The sequence below is a fragment of the Photobacterium profundum genome, assembly GCF_003026285.1.
GTDB lineage: Bacteria > Pseudomonadota > Gammaproteobacteria > Enterobacterales > Vibrionaceae > Photobacterium > Photobacterium profundum.
Window position 1 is genome coordinate 714,738 of sequence record NZ_PYOD01000002.1, and the last position, 17,663, is coordinate 732,400.

19 protein-coding genes are annotated in these 17,663 nt (G+C 42.1%); 10 read left to right on the forward strand and 9 right to left on the reverse strand.

Annotated elements, in window-relative coordinates; genetic code table 11:
• Positions 1–30: 30 nt before the first annotated feature.
• Genes C9J48_RS08020 through C9J48_RS08030 form a run of 3 tightly spaced genes read left to right on the forward strand, consistent with a single transcriptional unit; the run spans position 31 to position 1,749 of the window.
• A complete protein-coding gene (locus tag C9J48_RS08020; RefSeq protein WP_006228732.1) occupies positions 31–666 on the forward strand; it encodes a YjfK family protein in 636 nt (211 codons plus the stop codon).
• 31 nt (positions 667–697) lie between these two features.
• A complete protein-coding gene (locus C9J48_RS08025) occupies positions 698–1,114 on the forward strand; it encodes a DUF350 domain-containing protein (RefSeq protein WP_006228731.1) in 417 nt (138 codons plus the stop codon).
• 11 nt (positions 1,115–1,125) lie between these two features.
• Positions 1,126–1,749: a DUF1190 family protein gene (locus tag C9J48_RS08030; protein WP_006228730.1), complete on the forward strand. Its 624-nt coding sequence runs from the start codon at positions 1,126–1,128 to the stop codon at positions 1,747–1,749.
• Between the two features lie 67 nt (positions 1,750–1,816).
• On the opposite strand, the gene C9J48_RS08035 is transcribed toward C9J48_RS08030, so the two are convergent.
• From C9J48_RS08035 to C9J48_RS08055, 5 genes are all read right to left on the reverse strand, one after another.
• Positions 1,817–3,178, reverse strand: coding sequence for a cytochrome-c peroxidase (locus tag C9J48_RS08035; RefSeq protein WP_242610779.1), 1,362 nt, complete (start codon positions 3,176–3,178; stop codon positions 1,817–1,819).
• 302 nt (positions 3,179–3,480) lie between these two features.
• Positions 3,481–4,665 carry a hypothetical protein gene (locus C9J48_RS08040; protein WP_242610778.1) on the reverse strand — a complete coding sequence of 395 codons (1,185 nt, stop codon included), beginning with the start codon at positions 4,663–4,665 and terminating at the stop codon, positions 3,481–3,483.
• A gap of 220 nt (positions 4,666–4,885) precedes the next feature.
• On the reverse strand, positions 4,886–6,190 hold the full coding sequence (locus C9J48_RS08045) for an anaerobic C4-dicarboxylate transporter (RefSeq protein ID WP_006228727.1): 1,305 nt from the start codon (positions 6,188–6,190) through the stop codon (positions 4,886–4,888).
• A 25-nt stretch (positions 6,191–6,215) separates the two neighbouring features.
• Positions 6,216–7,574 carry an MmgE/PrpD family protein gene (locus tag C9J48_RS08050; RefSeq protein WP_006228726.1) on the reverse strand — a complete coding sequence of 453 codons (1,359 nt, stop codon included), beginning with the start codon at positions 7,572–7,574 and terminating at the stop codon, positions 6,216–6,218.
• Positions 7,574–9,046: an aspartate ammonia-lyase gene (locus tag C9J48_RS08055; protein ID WP_242610777.1), complete on the reverse strand. Its 1,473-nt coding sequence runs from the start codon at positions 9,044–9,046 to the stop codon at positions 7,574–7,576. The genes C9J48_RS08050 and C9J48_RS08055 overlap by 1 nt, the downstream gene beginning before the upstream one ends.
• A 156-nt stretch (positions 9,047–9,202) precedes the next feature.
• On the opposite strand from C9J48_RS08055, the gene C9J48_RS08060 reads away from it, so the two are divergent.
• Positions 9,203–10,156 carry a LysR family transcriptional regulator gene (locus tag C9J48_RS08060; RefSeq protein WP_242610776.1) on the forward strand — a complete coding sequence of 318 codons (954 nt, stop codon included), beginning with the start codon at positions 9,203–9,205 and terminating at the stop codon, positions 10,154–10,156.
• 97 nt (positions 10,157–10,253) lie between these two features.
• On the opposite strand, the gene C9J48_RS08065 is transcribed toward C9J48_RS08060, so the two are convergent.
• Positions 10,254–10,682, reverse strand: coding sequence for a GNAT family N-acetyltransferase (locus tag C9J48_RS08065; protein ID WP_006228723.1), 429 nt, complete (start codon positions 10,680–10,682; stop codon positions 10,254–10,256).
• A 101-nt stretch (positions 10,683–10,783) separates the two neighbouring features.
• Entirely contained in the window at positions 10,784–11,947 is a 1,164-nt protein-coding gene (locus C9J48_RS08070; RefSeq protein WP_006228722.1) for an MBL fold metallo-hydrolase, read from the reverse strand.
• A gap of 108 nt (positions 11,948–12,055) precedes the next feature.
• On the opposite strand from C9J48_RS08070, the gene C9J48_RS08075 reads away from it, so the two are divergent.
• The 4 genes from C9J48_RS08075 to C9J48_RS08090 all read left to right on the forward strand — a co-directional run bounded on the left by C9J48_RS08075 (position 12,056) and on the right by C9J48_RS08090 (position 15,069).
• Positions 12,056–12,664, forward strand: coding sequence for a TetR/AcrR family transcriptional regulator (locus C9J48_RS08075; RefSeq protein ID WP_006228721.1), 609 nt, complete (start codon positions 12,056–12,058; stop codon positions 12,662–12,664).
• Positions 12,665–12,896: 232 nt separating this feature from the next.
• Complete coding sequence (locus C9J48_RS08080) at positions 12,897–13,205, forward strand: hypothetical protein (RefSeq protein WP_006228720.1); 309 nt, start codon at positions 12,897–12,899, stop codon at positions 13,203–13,205.
• Positions 13,206–13,496: 291 nt separating this feature from the next.
• Entirely contained in the window at positions 13,497–14,660 is a 1,164-nt protein-coding gene (locus C9J48_RS08085; protein WP_006228719.1) for a glutathionylspermidine synthase family protein, read from the forward strand.
• Positions 14,661–14,688: 28 nt separating this feature from the next.
• On the forward strand, positions 14,689–15,069 hold the full coding sequence (locus C9J48_RS08090; protein WP_006228718.1) for a GFA family protein: 381 nt from the start codon (positions 14,689–14,691) through the stop codon (positions 15,067–15,069).
• Between the two features lie 75 nt (positions 15,070–15,144).
• Here the strand turns inward: C9J48_RS08090 and C9J48_RS08095 are convergent, their stop codons facing one another.
• The gene (locus C9J48_RS08095; protein WP_242610775.1) at positions 15,145–15,702 is read right to left on the reverse strand and encodes a radical SAM protein; all 558 of its coding nucleotides are present in this window, start codon (positions 15,700–15,702) and stop codon (positions 15,145–15,147) included.
• A 563-nt stretch (positions 15,703–16,265) separates the two neighbouring features.
• On the opposite strand from C9J48_RS08095, the gene cspE reads away from it, so the two are divergent.
• The gene (gene cspE, locus C9J48_RS08100) at positions 16,266–16,478 is read left to right on the forward strand and encodes a transcription antiterminator/RNA stability regulator CspE (protein ID WP_006228716.1); all 213 of its coding nucleotides are present in this window, start codon (positions 16,266–16,268) and stop codon (positions 16,476–16,478) included.
• A gap of 320 nt (positions 16,479–16,798) precedes the next feature.
• Positions 16,799–17,008 carry a hypothetical protein gene (locus C9J48_RS08105; protein ID WP_006228715.1) on the forward strand — a complete coding sequence of 70 codons (210 nt, stop codon included), beginning with the start codon at positions 16,799–16,801 and terminating at the stop codon, positions 17,006–17,008.
• A 439-nt stretch (positions 17,009–17,447) separates the two neighbouring features.
• On the opposite strand, the gene C9J48_RS28475 is transcribed toward C9J48_RS08105, so the two are convergent.
• The gene (locus tag C9J48_RS28475; RefSeq protein ID WP_006228714.1) at positions 17,448–17,603 is read right to left on the reverse strand and encodes a hypothetical protein; all 156 of its coding nucleotides are present in this window, start codon (positions 17,601–17,603) and stop codon (positions 17,448–17,450) included.
• Positions 17,604–17,663 lie beyond the last annotated feature (60 nt).

Below are 17,663 nucleotides of genomic sequence, written 5' to 3' on the forward strand. Positions count from 1 at the left end.
ATATTCTTCTGAAACCGTTTAGGAAGCAACATGTTTAATTGGTTTAAAAAGAAAACAACGCCTGAAGTTAGCGTACCTAAAAGCCCTGAAATCTTAGGATTAAGGCTTGGTGGGGCGTTTGAACTAGATGATCTTAAACTTCGCCTTATTGAACCGGATCTTGTTATCGAGGGTGCATCACGTACTCAGCTTATCAAAGCCGTTGGCGTCGTTCAGCTTGATGAGCAAACGCGTTTAATCCGTTATTACACCGATGACGAAGGCTTTATTCAAGTGCTAACCCAAGGTGAAACAGAAGCCGATGTCAGTGAAGTGAAACTGTATTACTTCTACGATACCAAACCGATTGATACGGAATCGGAATGGAAGCATTTGCTCCATAACCAAATTGTACAGCCAACGTGGGAACTCGAAGGCCATACGTTTGATAAAGTATGGGACAACAGTAAACCCGTCGCGATGACAGAAAAAACCTGGCTCGAAAATGGTTCAATTAGTGAAACTGATCAATTTGTTATGATCTATGAACGTAAAGTGGGCAATGACATTTTTGAATCTGTTTTAGTATCAGGTGAAGAAAAGATAATCCATAACCGTGCCGAACGCTGCTTAGCCACGAGCACTGGTATAAATCTATCCCCTACAGACTTTAAGCTCATTGGCTAGTTTGTAATAACTTACTTATTTAGGAATCCACATGGATGTTTTAGCAAATTCGCTGGCAGGCCTTGGCTCTTTTCTTCTCTATTTCTCAATGTCATTGGCTTTCTTGATGTTGTTTAAATTTGTCTATGTTCGCATTACGCCACACGACGAATGGAAACTGGTTAAAGAAGATAAAAATATCGCGGCTGCAATCGCGTTGGCGGGTTCAATTATTGGTTACAGCATTGCCATTGCTGGGGCTGCAAGTAACTCGGTAAACTTAGTCGACTTTGCCGTTTGGGGCATTGTGGCGCTTCTTGCTCAGCTTATTGCTTTCGTTATCGTTCGCTTTGGTTTTATGCCAAAAATTGTTGAACGTATTGAAGCTGGCGAAATACCGGCAGGTATTCTTATGGCGGCAACCTCTGTATCTGTTGGTCTACTGAATGCCGCTTGTATGACTTACTAGGAGCAGCCAAAATGAAACGAAGTAATCAGGTTGTACTAGCCAGTATGCGAAAAAATTGGCGCACATATTCTGTTGCGCCAGTTACTGTCGCTTTTGCAGGTGTGTTATCTGGATGTACTGATAACAGCAGTGAAGCATCCATTTATCAAGGGTTAAACGACTGTGTCGATGACAACCCTAGCTACACCAGTGAGTGCCAAGCTGCCTATCAGAATGCGCTAGCAGAAGCAGAGCGCACAGCACCAAAATATCAAACCCAATACGACTGTGCTGCAGAGTTTGGTAACAATGCTTGTGTACAGTCGCAACAGAATAATTGGTTTATGCCAGCAATGGCAGGCTTCATGTTCAGCCGAATGATTAACAACAACAACCGTGGCTATTATTCACAGCCAATGTTCCGCTCATCATACCCAGGAAGTATTTTTTATGATCGCTGGACGACGGCAGATGGTAATGATTACGGCCGTAGTAGCTATAAAAAAACCAAAGTCCGAGTATCGAAAGATCAGATGAAACCTAAAGCAACAGTCAACCGTACGATCTCTCGTGGTGGGTTTGGCTCAACGGTTTCAGCGAAGTCGAGCTGGAACAGCAGCAAATCATCATCCGGTAGTAAAGGATGGGGTGGATAAACCCTCCCCCGCAATCCAAACGTCATTAATGAAGCACCAATAGCACACTAGCGAGTCGAGTCATTATTTATGATTCAGGCTCGCTTTCTTCATTTATAACCTCAGGAAAAGGGTTACTGAAGATGGGATTCACTAAAAACGCTTCGTCTGTTAATGCTTCAAGAAACATGACCAACGCCTCTTTCTCTTCTTGGTTAAGATCAAAACGTACCGGGCGACCGCTAGAAGAATTCCTTCGCCTTAGCGCAGGGGCTAAATTAGGGTGTGCCTGAACACCGCTATTATAAAATTCAATCACTTCGTCTAAGTTACTAAAACGACCATCATGCATATAAGGAGCTCTTACCGCGACATTACGCAATGAGGGTACTTTAAAGAAACCACCTCCCACACCTTGATCAGCACTTGTATTGGCATCTAAACCATTTACGTGTTTATTGTCGGCCGCATGCGCTGATGTCTGGTGGCAAGTATCACAGCCAAGTGAATCTGAATTATCATCTGGCACACCAGAAAAAAGCTCTAAGCCTCGTAGTTCTTGCTCAGAAAAAACGGCGCTAAAATCCGGAGTATCAGAGCCACCTACCGTAAAAGCTTGGTCATATTTAGAACCATAACTCACCATAGAGCGAATAAACTGTGCTAGTGCTCTTGATATACGATCACTGGTAATTGCATCGTCACCGAATGCAGCTAAAAATAGAGGAGCATAAAAACTGGTTAGTCCTAACTTAACTTCAAGATCGAGTAAGTTCATTCCCATTTCAACACTATCTTGAATGGGCATTAGTACCTGCTCTTCTAGCGTACCCGCTCGCTCATCCCAGAAGAAACGGCCTCTAGAATAATAAGTTGCATTGGTTAACCCCATAGAATGACGACCTGTTTTACCGCCATCAAAGCCATTGCTCAGCACTTCAGGATCAGAGAACCCATGTAGCTGAATATGGCAAGACGCACAAGCCACACTATTGTTAGCCGACAAGCGAATATCGTAGAAAAGCACTCGACCAAGCATTGCCCCCGCATTCGAAACGTTGTTATCTGCAGGCGTATTATCTTGATCGACCACATTACCAAAACGCGCACCTGCGTCCATGTAATAGCTTGGTCTCGCATTTAAATAAGCTTCGTAGTCGTGGAGAATACTCAAATCTGGCAGTGGTAAACCATCCTTATCGAATAGCTTTACTGTCGGCTCTTCTGGTGGAGGGTCTGCTGGTGATGGATCAATAGTATCATCAGGCGGTGAGGTATTACTTCCCTCAGAATTTTCAGTGCTTTCTTCTGCATTTACAGTACTATCGGAAACGACAGTGGGAGTTTCATTGTTTAGCTCGTCGTTATTCAATGTGTCATCAGAACTATCATTGCAGGCAACAACAGTAGTCAAAATAACGACCATAACCAATACATTGGAAGTAGTCATAAGATACCAAAACCTAGCAAGCTCATTATTATTAATTTATACAGGTAACTACCTCAACAAAGGTAAGTCGCATATTTCCTCTAACTGTAAAGACAGTCAAAAGCGCTGATATTTATTACCGTAGCTACCCTATAATTCAGGGTATATTTAAATGGCAGGTCTTAATTCTGATTAATGAGATAGTTAAAGCAGTATCAATATGTTGCTAGTATCTGTTGTCGTAATTGATGCGTAATATACCTACGCGGCATAAAAATAGAATGATAAAAAGATCGAAGAATCAATACTTCATCAACAAAGCTTTATTTTTGAATATGCCAACGCATCTCTTTTAATCCATATTGCGACAATGTGTGAAAATAAACAGTTTGCTCATCTAAAAACACCCCATCAGTACCGATGTATTGCCATAAATAAGGATCGTATAATCGCTGCTTGAGGCTAATGCTGGTTTTATTCACATCAAGTACAACCAAACCCGACGGGGCAATGGGGTAGACAACTCTTTCCACTTCATTTTGGTAATCAATAATCGCAGGCTGAGCTTCACGCACAAAAGGGGGTAACATGCTGAGTGCATTTACAACGGACCCTTGCTCATCAATTAAGTATGCGAAACCTGTATTATTTTCCTTCGTGCCAGTAATTAAGAATCGATTCACGGTAGGCAAAAATTGCACATCATACGTGTAGTACTGAACATCGTCACGGAGTGCCATTGGTTGCTTAAGCAAGGTGTTTTTTATTGGATCATAAATCGAATACATTAATTGAGCATCTGTTTTATCATCAACAAATCTCTGCCATAGCAATAGTGCAACATGCTGAGAACCCGCTAATATTGGCCACCAATCACGATGATTGTCACCAACAGATACAGAAAGCTGCCCTAGCTCTTTTCCTATTGAATTATAAGTTTTAAGCAATACATCATCACCCGAGCCAAGATCATCAACCCCGCCTCCGTCTACCCACCCTTCAGAAAAGAATATAACAAAGAGATTATCAACAGCAGCAACATGCCCCGAATGCCCGCCATCAAAAGCAACTTGTTGGTAAGGGGCTATCGATTTAAATTGAGTATCAAACACGGCATAAGATTGCATTAATTCATGCTTAGCCTGATAAGCATCTTCCATCGTCACCATGATATGACCATCACGGCTTATTGCTGAGCTTGCAGGCTCTTGAGCAGTATGATCGGGTGCAGAAATTAATAATTCAGGAGAGAGTCGCGTAGAGACATTGGAAAATGAAGCCATATATACGTCATGGCTCCATTCCTTATCATTATTTGATAATTGTAATTTATCTGATACAACAGAAGACCAAATTGACACATACTGACCATTCGGTAACGGCAGAATATCTAAGCCATGCTGAAAGGCACGAAGATCGCGATCTTCGGTATGCCCTACAGACGCATAGAGCAATCCTATTAGCAACAAAGCCTTAGCGCCAAATGTCCTAAATCGTTCAGTTGTCATACTTACGCATGTCAGCATGTACTTACTCTCAGCCTAAAACAATTCGAGTATGATAAGACTAATACATAAGAAAAAAGTCGTAAGCTAAACTTGCATTTAGGGCTTTTTTGAAGCGCTCAAATAACGTTCAATATTTCATTGCCACTAATATAAGGCTGGGTTCAATTATCATAACCAGCCTTACAAAGGTAATAACGCCAAACACCATCTTTTGAGCCTGCTAGACAAAAATATTCGCCAGTACAAAACCGAACGGTACAGCAGCCACGATACCCAACATGCCCGGCAGGAAGAACGGATGGTTAACAATGAAGGAGCCATTCCACCGACTGCTGAGGAAAGAGCCAGTGTCATCCGTTGCAATGGCGAAAGCCGTTGTTGGATAAATATTGGTCATATACAGCGCACTCACCGCAACAAAACTGGCCAAGATTGTAGCTGGATCAACATTTAACGACGCTGCAATTGGCACTAACAAAGCACTGGTTGCTCCTTGGCTAAACAGCAAAGCCGATGTACCAAAGAAGACGACCGCCAGCAGCGCCGGATACTCATTTAGTACATCACCCGCCAGTATTTTTATCTCAGGAATATGCACCCCAATAATGGTCGAGCTCAACCAAACAATACCGAGGATCACGACTAAGCTTTCTGCACCATCAGCAAAAATCGGTGCTTTCTTGATTGAAGTAAGCTGAACCTTACACACCATTGCCATAATAAAGCTGGTTAGCAGCATCACAATAACGATGATGTCACGAGAACCCAAGGCATGACCTAGCAGCGGTTTAAACAACAACAAGGCGACAATAAATAACACACCGCCAAGGAACAACCACACCGAACGCTTGGCTTCAATCGTCGGTTCAATCTGTTTCTGCTCTTCCGGCGTAAAGTTTACCAACCCTTTCTCGACACGTTCTTTGAAGATTGGATCATCTTTCAGCTCACACCCCTGACGACTTGCCACGAATGAAGCAACAACAGTACCAAACAAGGCAGCAGGCATGATCACGCTTAGCGCAGTGCCAAAACTTACCCCCATAGTTTCAACCACGACGTACATCGCAGCGGTCGCTGCCGAAATCGGCGAAGCGGTAATCGCGATTTGAGAGGCAACAACTGCCGAGCTTAGCGGCTGACTAGGACGAACCCCGTTTTCCTTGGCGACTTGCTGGATAACATTCAATACCGACATTGCCGTATAACCCGTGCCCGCAAGTGTCGTCAGCACAAAAGTAGTGGCCGGAGCCAGAATATTGATGTACTTAGGGTTATTACGCAGCATTTTTTCAGCGCAATTTACCATGTAGTTCATACCGCCCGCTTGCTGCATCACCGACAGCGCCAAGATCACGGACATAATGATCAAAATCACCGAGACCGGAATATCTCCCGGTGGTAAGCCAAGCCCAAAAACAGCAATCGCCATTCCTAAACCACCCGCCAACCCTACCCCGATACCACCTAAACGAGCAGCAAGAATAATCGCGCTTAATAACAATACTATTTGAAATATAATCATCGGATACCTCCTTCCACTCCCGTTATTAATTCAGGAGTTGGTTAAGTTCTTCATACGTTGCAGTTTCTAAATGCGCTAATACTGTTAGCCAGTACAGGCATCGATTTTCGCCATATTTGGCTACAACACAGGCCATAAACTTCCGGTCTATTTCTTCCTGTAAAAAGGGCTTTTCTGGGTTACCTTTCGCGAGATCGTTATCGAGGCTGATCATCTCGCCATTTTTTAAATAAACCTTGATTTTGACAGGAGCCGTACCGATGAACCCCAGCTTTTCGAGTTCGGGATCAATACGCATCTGAATCTTCAGCATCAGCGCCTGAATACGCTGATCCAATACCGCTTCATCGGTAAATTCAGTCAAACCCACCCCACCATGAATCAATCGAGCAGCAAGGGCATACGGCATTGAAAACTTAGCCTCAATGGCATTTTGGGGGCAATTACACACCAGCTCTCTTGGCCCCAATAAGCTCACGCCAACCTGTAAATACTCAATGTCATCAGCACCTAGTGACCTTTCTTGCAAAAAAGCATCCCAACAATCAATGGCAGGATGGCTGCCGCTACAACACGGATATTGCTTGAAAACCAGACCATTTTCTTTCAGATCCCAGTATTTACCCAATGTCACCTCTGCCCCTTCGAGGGTAGTAATACCGGTGAAACACTGAGCGAAACCATCAGCAGACTCAATCACATTGGGCTTCCCTGTTACGCCAATCATTGCCAACTCAACGGCATTGATACCGTTAAACGCTGCCAACCCTGCATGCATCGCTTTGGTTTGACTACCGAAGTTCCCTCGAACGCCGGATGCCGACGACGCGGCAATCGCTAGCGCATGAGCTAAGGTATCTTCATCAAGATCAAGCAGGATCCCAGCAGCAACAGTTGATCCAAAAACACCAATCGTCGGGGTGGTATGCCAGCCCTGCTCAGACAACTGCGGCATCACCCATCTTGCTATCTGATGTTGAGCTTCAACGCCTGCGATATAAGCTCGTAAAATGCTCGCACCATCCAACTTCCGCTCTTCGGCTACAGCAAAGGCCACAGGAGCGACAGTCACAGTTGGGTGACCAATCGTCGCCCAGCTCACATCATCAAAATCAAGAGCGTGAGATGCAGCCCCATTCGCATAACTGGCATAAGCCATATTGCTTTTTTGTTCAGTGCCAAACACACTACAATTACCCTGTGGCGCACGCTGAATGGCAAACTGTTGAAGATTTTTGGCAACTGGCATATCGCTACCGGCAATAGTGACGGCAACATAATCGGTCAATGCTGTTTTGGCGATATCGATAACTTCATCAGGAATATCTTCAAACCGAAGACCCACGCACCAACGTGCGATTTGCAGTATTAAGGAGTCAACCATTATACCAACTCCTTAGTATTAACCTCAGAGTTCAAGTTTTTCTGAGGAGTCGCTATTTCCTGTTGATAACGAGTGACTGCCGCCGCACTGGCTTTGGGGTCAGTCATAACCATCGGATCCAACAAATAGTCAGCCTGCTCTGACGTTAGCAACTGCTCGTCTAATACTACATCTCGCACACGTAGGTTCTGTTCGAAGGCTTTCGCAGCAATACGGCATCCTATTTTGTAGCCAAACAGAGTCGCTATCACCGTGGCTAATGCGGTACTTTTCTCCGCATATTCACGACAAACAGGCTCGTTGGGTAACAAGTCTTTCAGACACTTTTCAACAAACAATGGGATAGCATTGGTTAGTAAGTTACACGACTCAAACAGTGCTTTAATAATTACGGGCTCCCAGACATTGAGATCCAGCTCGCCACCTTCAACCGCCATCGTAATCGTCACATCATTACCAATTACCTGATAGGCAATTTGATTGATCAGTTCTGGCATCACAGGGTTAATTTTGCCCGGCATAATTGAAGAGCCTGGCTGAACAGCGGGTAAGAATAATTCGTTGAAACCAGCACGCGGACCACTTCCCTGAAGACGAAAATCAGTTGCCATCTTAGATAAAAATGCAGCCAACTTTTTCAGCTGGGCTGCAACTTCAAGGTAGGTATCGCCATTTTGCAAACCGTCGAAGAAGTTATCTTCAGCAATAAACTGTTCACCCGATATTTCCCGAAGCTCGATATATACCTGCTCTAGGTAGCCCTCATGCGTAGACAAGCCCGTACCAACCGCCGTAGCACCTAACGGTAAATCAAGTGTTTGTTCGCTTGCTGTTTTCAACGATTGATGCAGACGGCGAACTTGATGTAAATAGCCGCTGAATTGCTGGCCAAGAGTAATCGGCACCGCATCTTGCAGGCAGGTTCTCGCCAGCTTCACCACGTGATCAAATGCTTGGGTTTTCTCTTCCAGCATGGCTTCAAGTGCTGCGACCTCTGCGATCAGCGCATGTAAGTTAATACGGCAAGTCATCTTCATCGCTGCAGGGATCACATCGTTAGTCGACTGCCCCATATTGACGTGAGTATTGGGATGTACAACATCATAGCCTTTCTTTCCGGTAAGAATTTCGTTAGCGCGATTTGCTATCACCTCGTTGGCGTTCATATTGGTCGAAGTTCCGCCGCCACCTTGAAAAATATCAATCGGGAACTGATCATCGAAACGGTGATCCATCATTTCCTGTGAAGCCTGTACAATCGCTTTGGCCACAGTGGCGTCTAGCGCACCAATTTTGCAGTTAGCTTTAGCTGCAGCTTGCTTGATAGCCGCTACGGCCCACAAATAATGCGGTACATCTACCGCCGTACGACCAGATACAGCAAAGTTATCACGGGCACGAACAGTCTGAATACCGTAGTAAACCTCATCGGGTAACATCATCTCGCCTAATACATCCGTTTCTTTTCTCATCGCTAAGCCCTGCATTTTTTAGATATTTTGGAAATACTTTTTAAGTACTTTCGGAATAACTAGGATTCTATGCCATGGCTTTGTTTGATTTTTTGACGTAACTCCGAACTTAGCTAGCAGTGGAGAATATAATAGAGAGTATTAGTTCAACTTATAATGCAGCCACATATGGACAATATTGCCTTTGATCTTCGCCAACTCAGAACCTTCATTACCGTGGTCGAGACCGGCTCATTTAGCAAAGCGGCCCAACAGCTTAATCAAACCCAATCTGCGGTTTCACAGCTGGTTCAGAGCCTAGAGCAGATACTTGACAGCAAACTGCTAGACAGAAGTAAGCGTCCAATCAAACTGACACTGGCTGGACGTGAACTGTACGAGCAGGGCAGCAAACTACTGGCTGAATCGCGCAAACTGCAAGACTGGATGCACTCGATAGAAAAAGGCAAGCTACCCCGATTGCGTATTGGCATGGTCGATTCGGTTACCCAAATTGCGGGTATAGAGTTGCTCAAATATCTCCAACCCAAAGTTGCCCATATCAACCAGATAACTGGCACCGCCCCAGAATTGCTAACCTCACTTCAGTCAGGCAAAACCGATATCATCATCAGTATGGCTAATCAGGATATCCCACAGGATCTCGCCATGTTCCCACTATTGGGAGAGCAATACGTCGTTGTTACCCCTGCAAACTGGGAAACGAAAGACATCCAATGGCTGGCTAGAAACAAGCCTTATATCGCCTATGAAAACTGGACACCGACAGGAACCCAAACCAACAATTGGCTACGCTGGCGTAACTACAAGCCACAGAGTCAATTCTCTCTTGATCGCGCCGATAACGTGCTGGGTATGGTGGCAGAAGGATTGGGGTGGTCGCTTTCCTCACCCACGTTTTTGGCTCGACAGCTTGAGCTACTGGATAAGCTGGAATGCCAGCCATTACCTGCTCCTGGCATCACCCGACAGTTAGCCGTCATCAGCCGAAAGGGGGAATTTGGCAGCTTGATTGAAGAATTTGTTGAGGATATTAGGAATATTGTTCTCAATCAGAAAGTACAAGAAGTGCAAAGGCGCTGGAATTGGATTAACGTCGAAGGGCTTTAGCGCCAATAATGAAATAAAGAAGAACGGTCAACAAGCTTCTCCTCATCGGAATTATTGGATGCTATCTTACCGTTTCAACCAAACCAGCACTTAACAATCAGTCACTGACGTTGTTCAGCATAAAATGATGAGATGTTATATTAAAGCCTTCACGAAGATAAAAGCGATGAGCACCATAACGCTGTACACCTGAATCTAAATGTATTTCTCTACATCCTTCGTTTTTAGCGTACATCTTTAGCCATTCAATCATGTGCTTGCCCGCCCCAACAGATCGTGTGTCTGAATCGGTAACCAAGTCATCAACGTATATTGATTTACCCCACGCCAATTTTAGGTTAACTGTAAAGCCAGCCACACAAACAACTCGCCCATCGAGTTCGACGTAAGCGACTTGATATCCCTGCTTTTGCTGTTGAATAATTTGTTCACACAATGAAGCAATATTAAATGCAGGGCGTAATTGCACAAGAACAGTGGCAGCCCTTTCTAATTCTTGTTGGGTTTTAGCAATATGTACTTCCATGATTCCCTCCAGTCAACTTCATAAGACCAATAAGACCAACTATCATAATTACAGTTTCTGACGTTTTAATGAATCTGTTATCTCAATTTCAGCGTTACTTATTATTGTGAGTTAAACACCAATGGAATTGCTGCACCTTTGTCATAAACATCTTGCCACCAATACGCCGTTTTCTCTGCTAAAGGCAGATCAATAGAAGCACCTACCATCGGTGTCACTAACTCAACACCATATTTAGCCGCTTCTGCAATCAAATCATTTACAGGCTCATCCCACTGATGAATAAAAAGTTCATACGTTGACCAATGGACAGGAAACAATTTATCAGCTTGAACATCTAAATGTGCCTGCATGGTATGAGATGCTTGCATATGCCCCCAGCCTTCAACAGGATAACCACTGTCTTCTTTTAAGTTGGCTGCAACTTCAATAAAAGCCAAATCGAACGGACCTAAGCGTTCGCCTATTTGCTTAAAATGCTCACCATAAGCAGTATCGCCACTAAAAAACACACTACCAGTATCAGCCTGAATTGCCCAAGAAGCCCATAGCGTTTTGTTTGAATCAAACAGCCCTCTACCTGAATTGTGGTTGGCTGGTGCCGCAGTAATGGTTACCGAATTTATTTTCTGACTTTCCCACCAATCAAATTCTTTAATATTTGTTGGTGGAACACCCCATTTTTCAAGGTGACGTCCAACCCCTAGCGGCACAAAAAACATCACATCTTTGTTGGCATAAAATCGGGCTGTATTTTCTTCTAAATGGTCATAATGATCATGCGAAATCACAATCACATCAGGTAATGGTAAATCTTCACGGCTTACAGGGGCCGCAACATTACGCTGAAACATTCGGGCAAAAAAAGCAGGGGCTGCATATTCAAATACAGGATCAATTAAAATACGTGTTTTGTCGGCTTCTATAAATAATGACGAATGCCCGAGCCAAGTCACACGTAATTGCTCACTAGGGTTTTGTAATCGTGTAATATCAACATCTTGATACGGTAATGCTTGTGAAGGCTTATATTGGCTACGTTGGGCAAAAAATTTCCATAGCGTTTTTACAATACCCTCTTGGTTTTCAACCTGTGGAATGCGAGAAATAACTTTGCCATCAAAGAATTGAGCTGATTGTTCAATACGCGTTTGACGTAAATCAGCACTCAGAACATGTTCCCCCGTAATAGGATTATCATTACAGGCAGCCAATCCAAGTACACTCATTAAAGGAATCAACGATGTTTTCAACTTGGTATTCATATTTATGCTAGCCTCAAAAGTAAACGATGGTGTATACTTTTAATAATAACGTGAACCACCACAAAGTAAACACATACGTTTACTTTTATTTATAATATTGAGTGATATATGGTTAAAGTTGCTGAAATAAAACAAGAAAATATTATTCTGGCTGCTATAGCCCTTTTCACTGAGAAAGGGCTAGAACAAACCAGCATGGAAGCAATATCCAAAAAAGCAGAAGTCTCTAAGCGGACGCTTTATAAATATTATCCAACGAAAGACAGTCTATTTAGCATGATTATTGAGCGTCTATTCTCAAACATACACACCATTGCTGACGTTCAATTTAATACCACAACATCGGTAAAATCTCAGCTTACCGCGATAGCAGAAACAGAAGTCAAATTGCTTTGCAGCGATGAATTTCTTTCGCTTGCACGCATGGTTTTATCTGAATGTATGCGATCAAGTAAATCTGCGACCATCATGCAAGAAAAAATTCAAGATTTAGAAGGTTGTATTGGGTTAACTCAATGGATAGAAGCAGGGATTGCAGCCAATAAGCTTGATGTCGCTTATCCAAAAGTCGCTTCTGAACAATTTTTTGCCTCAATCAAAGCGATTATCTTTTGGCCTCAAATATTAGTCCACCTTCCACCAGCAAATGCAGAAGAACAACAAATAGCGATTGAAACATCGGTTACACAATTCTTATGTACCTATTTAAAAGAATAGTATTTCAAATCAGTTCAAAATCGGTACTCATCTTCTGGTGAGTGCCGCATCCGCAATACATTTCAATAAATACCTTTCCCTGATCCCAACTTTAGGCAAGTAAGCATTCAATAGTTGAATGCCTTTCTGATTAAAATTCCCAATATATATATAAAAAGGTTTACACGCCAATCTATTGACGGTAAATTTCCACAAAATATAAAACACCGTTCAACACTTAAAGGGAATAAAAATGAAATGCTCAAAACTACTTGCGCTAATAACATTGTCGCCATTTATATTGGCAGGGTGCCAGACAACAAGTATGTTTGATATACCTAAATTAGTGAAATCTGGTCGTATTGCCCCAGTAACTACAGAAGAATTACATGCCATCGATAAAGGCACCGAGGTTAAGGTCGTTCAAAGTATGTTCACCCGTGCTGGTGGGACATGCACCCTCTTGGAGAAGGCACTTGAATGCACAGATAAAAACTCCGTGTATAAATTTAATATACTAGATGGTGCAGTCGTAAGTAGTAAGCACCAAAAAATCATGTAACCGACTTCTCTTATATTCCATAACACCGTATATCTTTTCTAAATCAATTTAGGTGTATGAAATACCACTGTACATAAAGCCATTGGAAATCCTTTTACTTTGGCTTTTTAATGATCCCTTCGTTTAACTCGCTCCTCCTCAATATTCGGTATTCGTCTTTAAATATTACAACTCAAGTTTGGCTATCACGCTGAAAAGTGTCATATTCTCAGTAGCGTAACGCTTTATACCCAAGCCACCTCAAGGTAACTTGGGTATAACACCCTTTGTATGCAGTAAGGACAATCACGAATGCTCAGAATTGACAGTAAGGAACGTAAACATTGGCGTGAATTAGCCGCCGAATATGGCTTTGGCTTTCACTCGATGTATGAAGACCCTTATTGGGATGAGACCGCTTATTATCAATTCACGTTAGAGCAAATTGAACGTGATATCGAGGATCCAACCGAAGAGATACACCAGATGTGTCTTGATGTGGTAGATACTGTCGTACGAGATGAATATTGGTTACGTAAATTCCAAATACCAGAAGCCATGTGGCAAAACGTATTAGATTCATGGCAACGTAAAGAACCCTCACTTTATTCTCGCTTAGATTTTGCCTATGACGGTACAGGGCATGCGAAGCTATATGAAAACAATGCGGATACGCCGACCTCTCTTTTCGAAACAGGGTTCTGGCAATGGCTATGGCTTGAAGATCAAGTTAAAAGCGGGGCTATTCGCCGTGATGCAGACCAATTTAACTTACTGCAAGAGCTGCTGATCAATCGCTTTAAAGAGTTAGCGCATTCTCAGCCAGGCCAAACACTGCACTTTTCTTGTTGTCATGATACAGAAGAAGATCGCGGCACTGTTCAATACATGGAAGATTGTGCAAAAGAAGCCGGACTATCGACTGCCTTTGTTCACATCGAAGATATTGGCTTGAACAATAGAGGGGAATTCACCGATATGGCAAGCCGCCCTATTCGTTGGATGTTCAAACTGTACCCTTGGGAATTTATGTTCCGTGAAAACTATGCAGAAAACCTAACCGATGCCAAGGTTAACTGGTTGGAACCGATGTGGAAATCAGTCATTAGTAATAAAGCACTATTGCCCCTTTTATGGCAAAAATTTCATAATCACCCCAATCTATTGCCCGCCTACTTCCCTGATGACAAAGGGCTTAGTAGCTTGCGAGACTACGTTATCAAGCCGTTATTTGCACGTGAAGGAGCTAACATTTCCATCGTCCAAAATGGTAAGCAAACCTTGCGTGTTGATGGTCCTTACGGTGATGAAGGGGTGATTTATCAGGCATACCACCCTTTGCCTAAATTTGGTGATTATTACACCCTAATTGGCAGTTGGTTAGTTAATGACAAACCGGGAGGGATCTCGATAAGAGAAGACAAATCGAAAGTGACTCAAGATATGTCGCGTTATTTGCCACACATTATTTTGTAGTTAATACAAAGAAGGGAATACAAAAGAAATGGATCTCAAACCTATTCATACCGGGCAATGCCATTGCGGTGCCGTGAAATTTACCGTGAATTTACCTAATGGACTGGAAAAATTACGCCGCTGCGACTGTTCCATGTGCCGACGTAAAGGGGCTATCGTGGCATCCGTAACCTTATCCAACCTGACTATCACAGCAGGCGAAGAAGTATTACGTTTATATCAGTTCAATACCCACACGGCAAAACACTACTTCTGCTCTAACTGTGGTATTTACACACACCACCAACGCCGCTCAGATCCGACGGAATTCGGTATCAATGTAGGGTGTTTAGACAGCATTAACCCGTATGAATTAGGTGAAGTGCCGGTTAGTGATGGTGTAAATCACCCTGCAGATCGTCAATCTTAGGGTAAGTTAAGTAGAGCAAACAATTCTGACGAAACCATAGCTTCATCACCATTACAACCCACGTTGCCACTCAGCTCAAAGAGGCATTACATCTGGGTTCGAAGCATGATCAGAGCGAAACACGGTTTTATCCAGCTCAAGGTGTTCCAATAATACTTTCATTTCATTAAACAGCTCAGCTTGTGTTAATTGACGAAATTGCCCATTAAATCCCGCGGCAAAACGTGCTTCTCCTAAAGGGAAAGAGACTACCAAAGTCGATAAATACTCTGGCTGAGCAGCATTCATCAATTTTGCTGAAGCAATCGCATGCTGCTCACTTAAAAGTGGTCCCCCCAAGCCATTAAGGATCATAACCGAACTTTTCATACCTGCGACTTTGATCTTATTCAGCACAATTAACGACGACTCGAATGTCTCGCCTTTTTGTACTTTGGCTAACACTTCGTCATCGCCACTTTCACATCCCACATACAATAAACTCAAACCTAATTGGCGTAACTCGGCAAGTTGATCTTCGGTTTTATTAGTAAGATTACGGGGTAAACAGTAGCTCAAAATACGCTGAACGTCGGGTAAATACTGGTTAATCAGGGAACAAATATGCTGTAAACGCGCGAACGGCAAAGTCATCGCATCCCCATCAGCCAAAAACACGATGTACACGTGTGCCAGATGCTGCGATTTTTTGTAACTCTCGTTCAATATCATCAGGTTTCTTGGAGCGAAATTTCTTGTGTGGCTGAGTATACATAGTGAAAGTACACTGGTTATGGCTACATCCGTTGGTCACTTACAAGATCAACGATTTCCACTCAGATGGCGGACGAAACACTGGTTCAATGTAATTCAGCATCACAGATACACACTCCTTTTAACTAATCAATATATCGATATTATCTTACATTACCCAAGCAACCTTGGTTAATGTAAGAATGTCGCTCTCCAATGTTAGATTCGATTTTTATATTTTCAAATAAACCTTTACAATATTCGAAATCAAGGTACTATCCATCTCGCTCTGTTGTTCAGAGTTATTAATGAAACATCAAGTAAAAGTAAAACCTCAGAATTTCTTCGTTAGTGTTGTTATCCTCAGCGTTTCCCTTAGCTTCATCGTAACATTCAATAATTCAAGCTCTCAGCACATCACACTATCGTGATAATTTATGAATTTAAATATTAAGGGACACTACATGTCTAATACAACAACTGGTCTAGTAAAATGGTTTAACGAAGATAAAGGTTTTGGTTTTATTACTCAAGACAACGGCGGCGCTGACGTATTTGTTCACTTCCGTGCAATCGCTTCTGAAGGCTTTAAAACGCTAGCTGAAGGCCAAAAAGTATCTTTCGAAGTAGAGCAGGGTCAAAAAGGCCCTCAAGCAGCTAACGTAGTAGCGCTTTAATTTCGAAAGTCGACGTAAATGGTTTAATTATCATTTACGTCACTTTTTAATCAGTAAATTATATTGTATTTTAGAAAATATTAACATTTCAAACATCTGCTTTTTGTATATGTCGTTACGTTTCTTATTCACTTCGTTACATTATAATAATTAACATTAAATATCAATGGCTTAAAATCATATCTAGGTTTGTACTTATTGTGATATGCCATAAAGATAACAAAGCTAAGGATGCTTATGTCTCGTTCAATCGGTCGCAAAAGATTTTGGTACCAACAATCTCGTGAAGAAAATAGCACAACAAAAATAAAGGTGAATAAATGATAGTAAACTTTAATATTTTAAACAGTGGAATCTCTTGGAAAGCATTAATCCACCAATTAAATGGTGATATTTTATTGCGCCATATTTTAATGAAAGGCAATGTGGATGATATTAATCTTAAACTTTCATATTGCGAAGAAACATGTGAAGGAAATATCACTAATAGCAACAATCAGCTGATTGGTAACTTTTCTATTTCTTTCTAAGACCATTAGATAATTGGCATAATTATTAATTAAATATTCAGAATAACGATTATAAAAAATAAACCTATTTAATAGTTTTCTCCTCGTTATCTTTATTGCATGAATGCAAATATCAACATAGACTTCAGCTCTAACCTATATGATAAGCATGTTCTCACCTATTTAAAAATAACTGTGCATATAAATTATCTCATATAAGAATACTTCCGCTTTCAAAAATCCGAGAGATTTATTGCAGAGCTTAACACTTGAATGCTAGAAAAATTCGTTTGTTAAGTCAAAACGGTGCATAGCTTAAAATAGAAAAAGGATGGTTCATTTTAATGACCATCCTTAACGTTTACCTACTAACCAAGCCGCTTAATTTCACGATTTCATCAGCATAGCTGGTATACCAACCATCATAACTTCTAACTCCATGATTGTGCTTGCCGATTACTCAATCGTTGGGTACATAGCCTACCACTGAAAGACCAACACCCACGAAGAAACCACCAGCAGTACCTGCAAATTTAAAGCTGATTTTTTCTACTAACTTCACATTTTCTGATACCAATTTCTCTTTTACATTATGTACAACTAAGAATGTACTCATTACAAACAAAATAGCAATGAAGCCTTCCTTACGATAAAAACGCCGACCTCGTCATGGAAA

What these genes read in the sequence shown, in the direction of transcription:
- C9J48_RS08035 (WP_242610779.1), bottom strand. Translation starts at nt 3,178, where the DNA reads ATGACTACTTCCAATGTATTGGTTATGGTCGTTATTTTGACTACTGTT.
- C9J48_RS08045 (WP_006228727.1), bottom strand. Translation starts at nt 6,190, where the DNA reads ATGATTATATTTCAAATAGTATTGTTATTAAGCGCGATTATTCTTGCT.
- C9J48_RS08075 (WP_006228721.1), top strand. Translation starts at nt 12,056, where the DNA reads ATGGTTAAAGTTGCTGAAATAAAACAAGAAAATATTATTCTGGCTGCT.
- C9J48_RS08025 (WP_006228731.1), top strand. Translation starts at nt 698, where the DNA reads ATGGATGTTTTAGCAAATTCGCTGGCAGGCCTTGGCTCTTTTCTTCTC.
- C9J48_RS08095 (WP_242610775.1), bottom strand. Translation starts at nt 15,702, where the DNA reads ATGACTTTGCCGTTCGCGCGTTTACAGCATATTTGTTCCCTGATTAAC.
- cspE (WP_006228716.1), top strand. Translation starts at nt 16,266, where the DNA reads ATGTCTAATACAACAACTGGTCTAGTAAAATGGTTTAACGAAGATAAA.
- C9J48_RS08070 (WP_006228722.1), bottom strand. Translation starts at nt 11,947, where the DNA reads ATGAATACCAAGTTGAAAACATCGTTGATTCCTTTAATGAGTGTACTT.
- C9J48_RS08060 (WP_242610776.1), top strand. Translation starts at nt 9,203, where the DNA reads ATGCAGCCACATATGGACAATATTGCCTTTGATCTTCGCCAACTCAGA.
- C9J48_RS08055 (WP_242610777.1), bottom strand. Translation starts at nt 9,046, where the DNA reads ATGAGAAAAGAAACGGATGTATTAGGCGAGATGATGTTACCCGATGAG.
- C9J48_RS08040 (WP_242610778.1), bottom strand. Translation starts at nt 4,665, where the DNA reads ATGACAACTGAACGATTTAGGACATTTGGCGCTAAGGCTTTGTTGCTA.
- C9J48_RS08065 (WP_006228723.1), bottom strand. Translation starts at nt 10,682, where the DNA reads ATGGAAGTACATATTGCTAAAACCCAACAAGAATTAGAAAGGGCTGCC.
- C9J48_RS08020 (WP_006228732.1), top strand. Translation starts at nt 31, where the DNA reads ATGTTTAATTGGTTTAAAAAGAAAACAACGCCTGAAGTTAGCGTACCT.
- C9J48_RS28475 (WP_006228714.1), bottom strand. Translation starts at nt 17,603, where the DNA reads ATGAGTACATTCTTAGTTGTACATAATGTAAAAGAGAAATTGGTATCA.
- C9J48_RS08050 (WP_006228726.1), bottom strand. Translation starts at nt 7,574, where the DNA reads ATGGTTGACTCCTTAATACTGCAAATCGCACGTTGGTGCGTGGGTCTT.
- C9J48_RS08085 (WP_006228719.1), top strand. Translation starts at nt 13,497, where the DNA reads ATGCTCAGAATTGACAGTAAGGAACGTAAACATTGGCGTGAATTAGCC.
- C9J48_RS08105 (WP_006228715.1), top strand. Translation starts at nt 16,799, where the DNA reads ATGATAGTAAACTTTAATATTTTAAACAGTGGAATCTCTTGGAAAGCA.
- C9J48_RS08080 (WP_006228720.1), top strand. Translation starts at nt 12,897, where the DNA reads ATGAAATGCTCAAAACTACTTGCGCTAATAACATTGTCGCCATTTATA.
- C9J48_RS08090 (WP_006228718.1), top strand. Translation starts at nt 14,689, where the DNA reads ATGGATCTCAAACCTATTCATACCGGGCAATGCCATTGCGGTGCCGTG.
- C9J48_RS08030 (WP_006228730.1), top strand. Translation starts at nt 1,126, where the DNA reads ATGAAACGAAGTAATCAGGTTGTACTAGCCAGTATGCGAAAAAATTGG.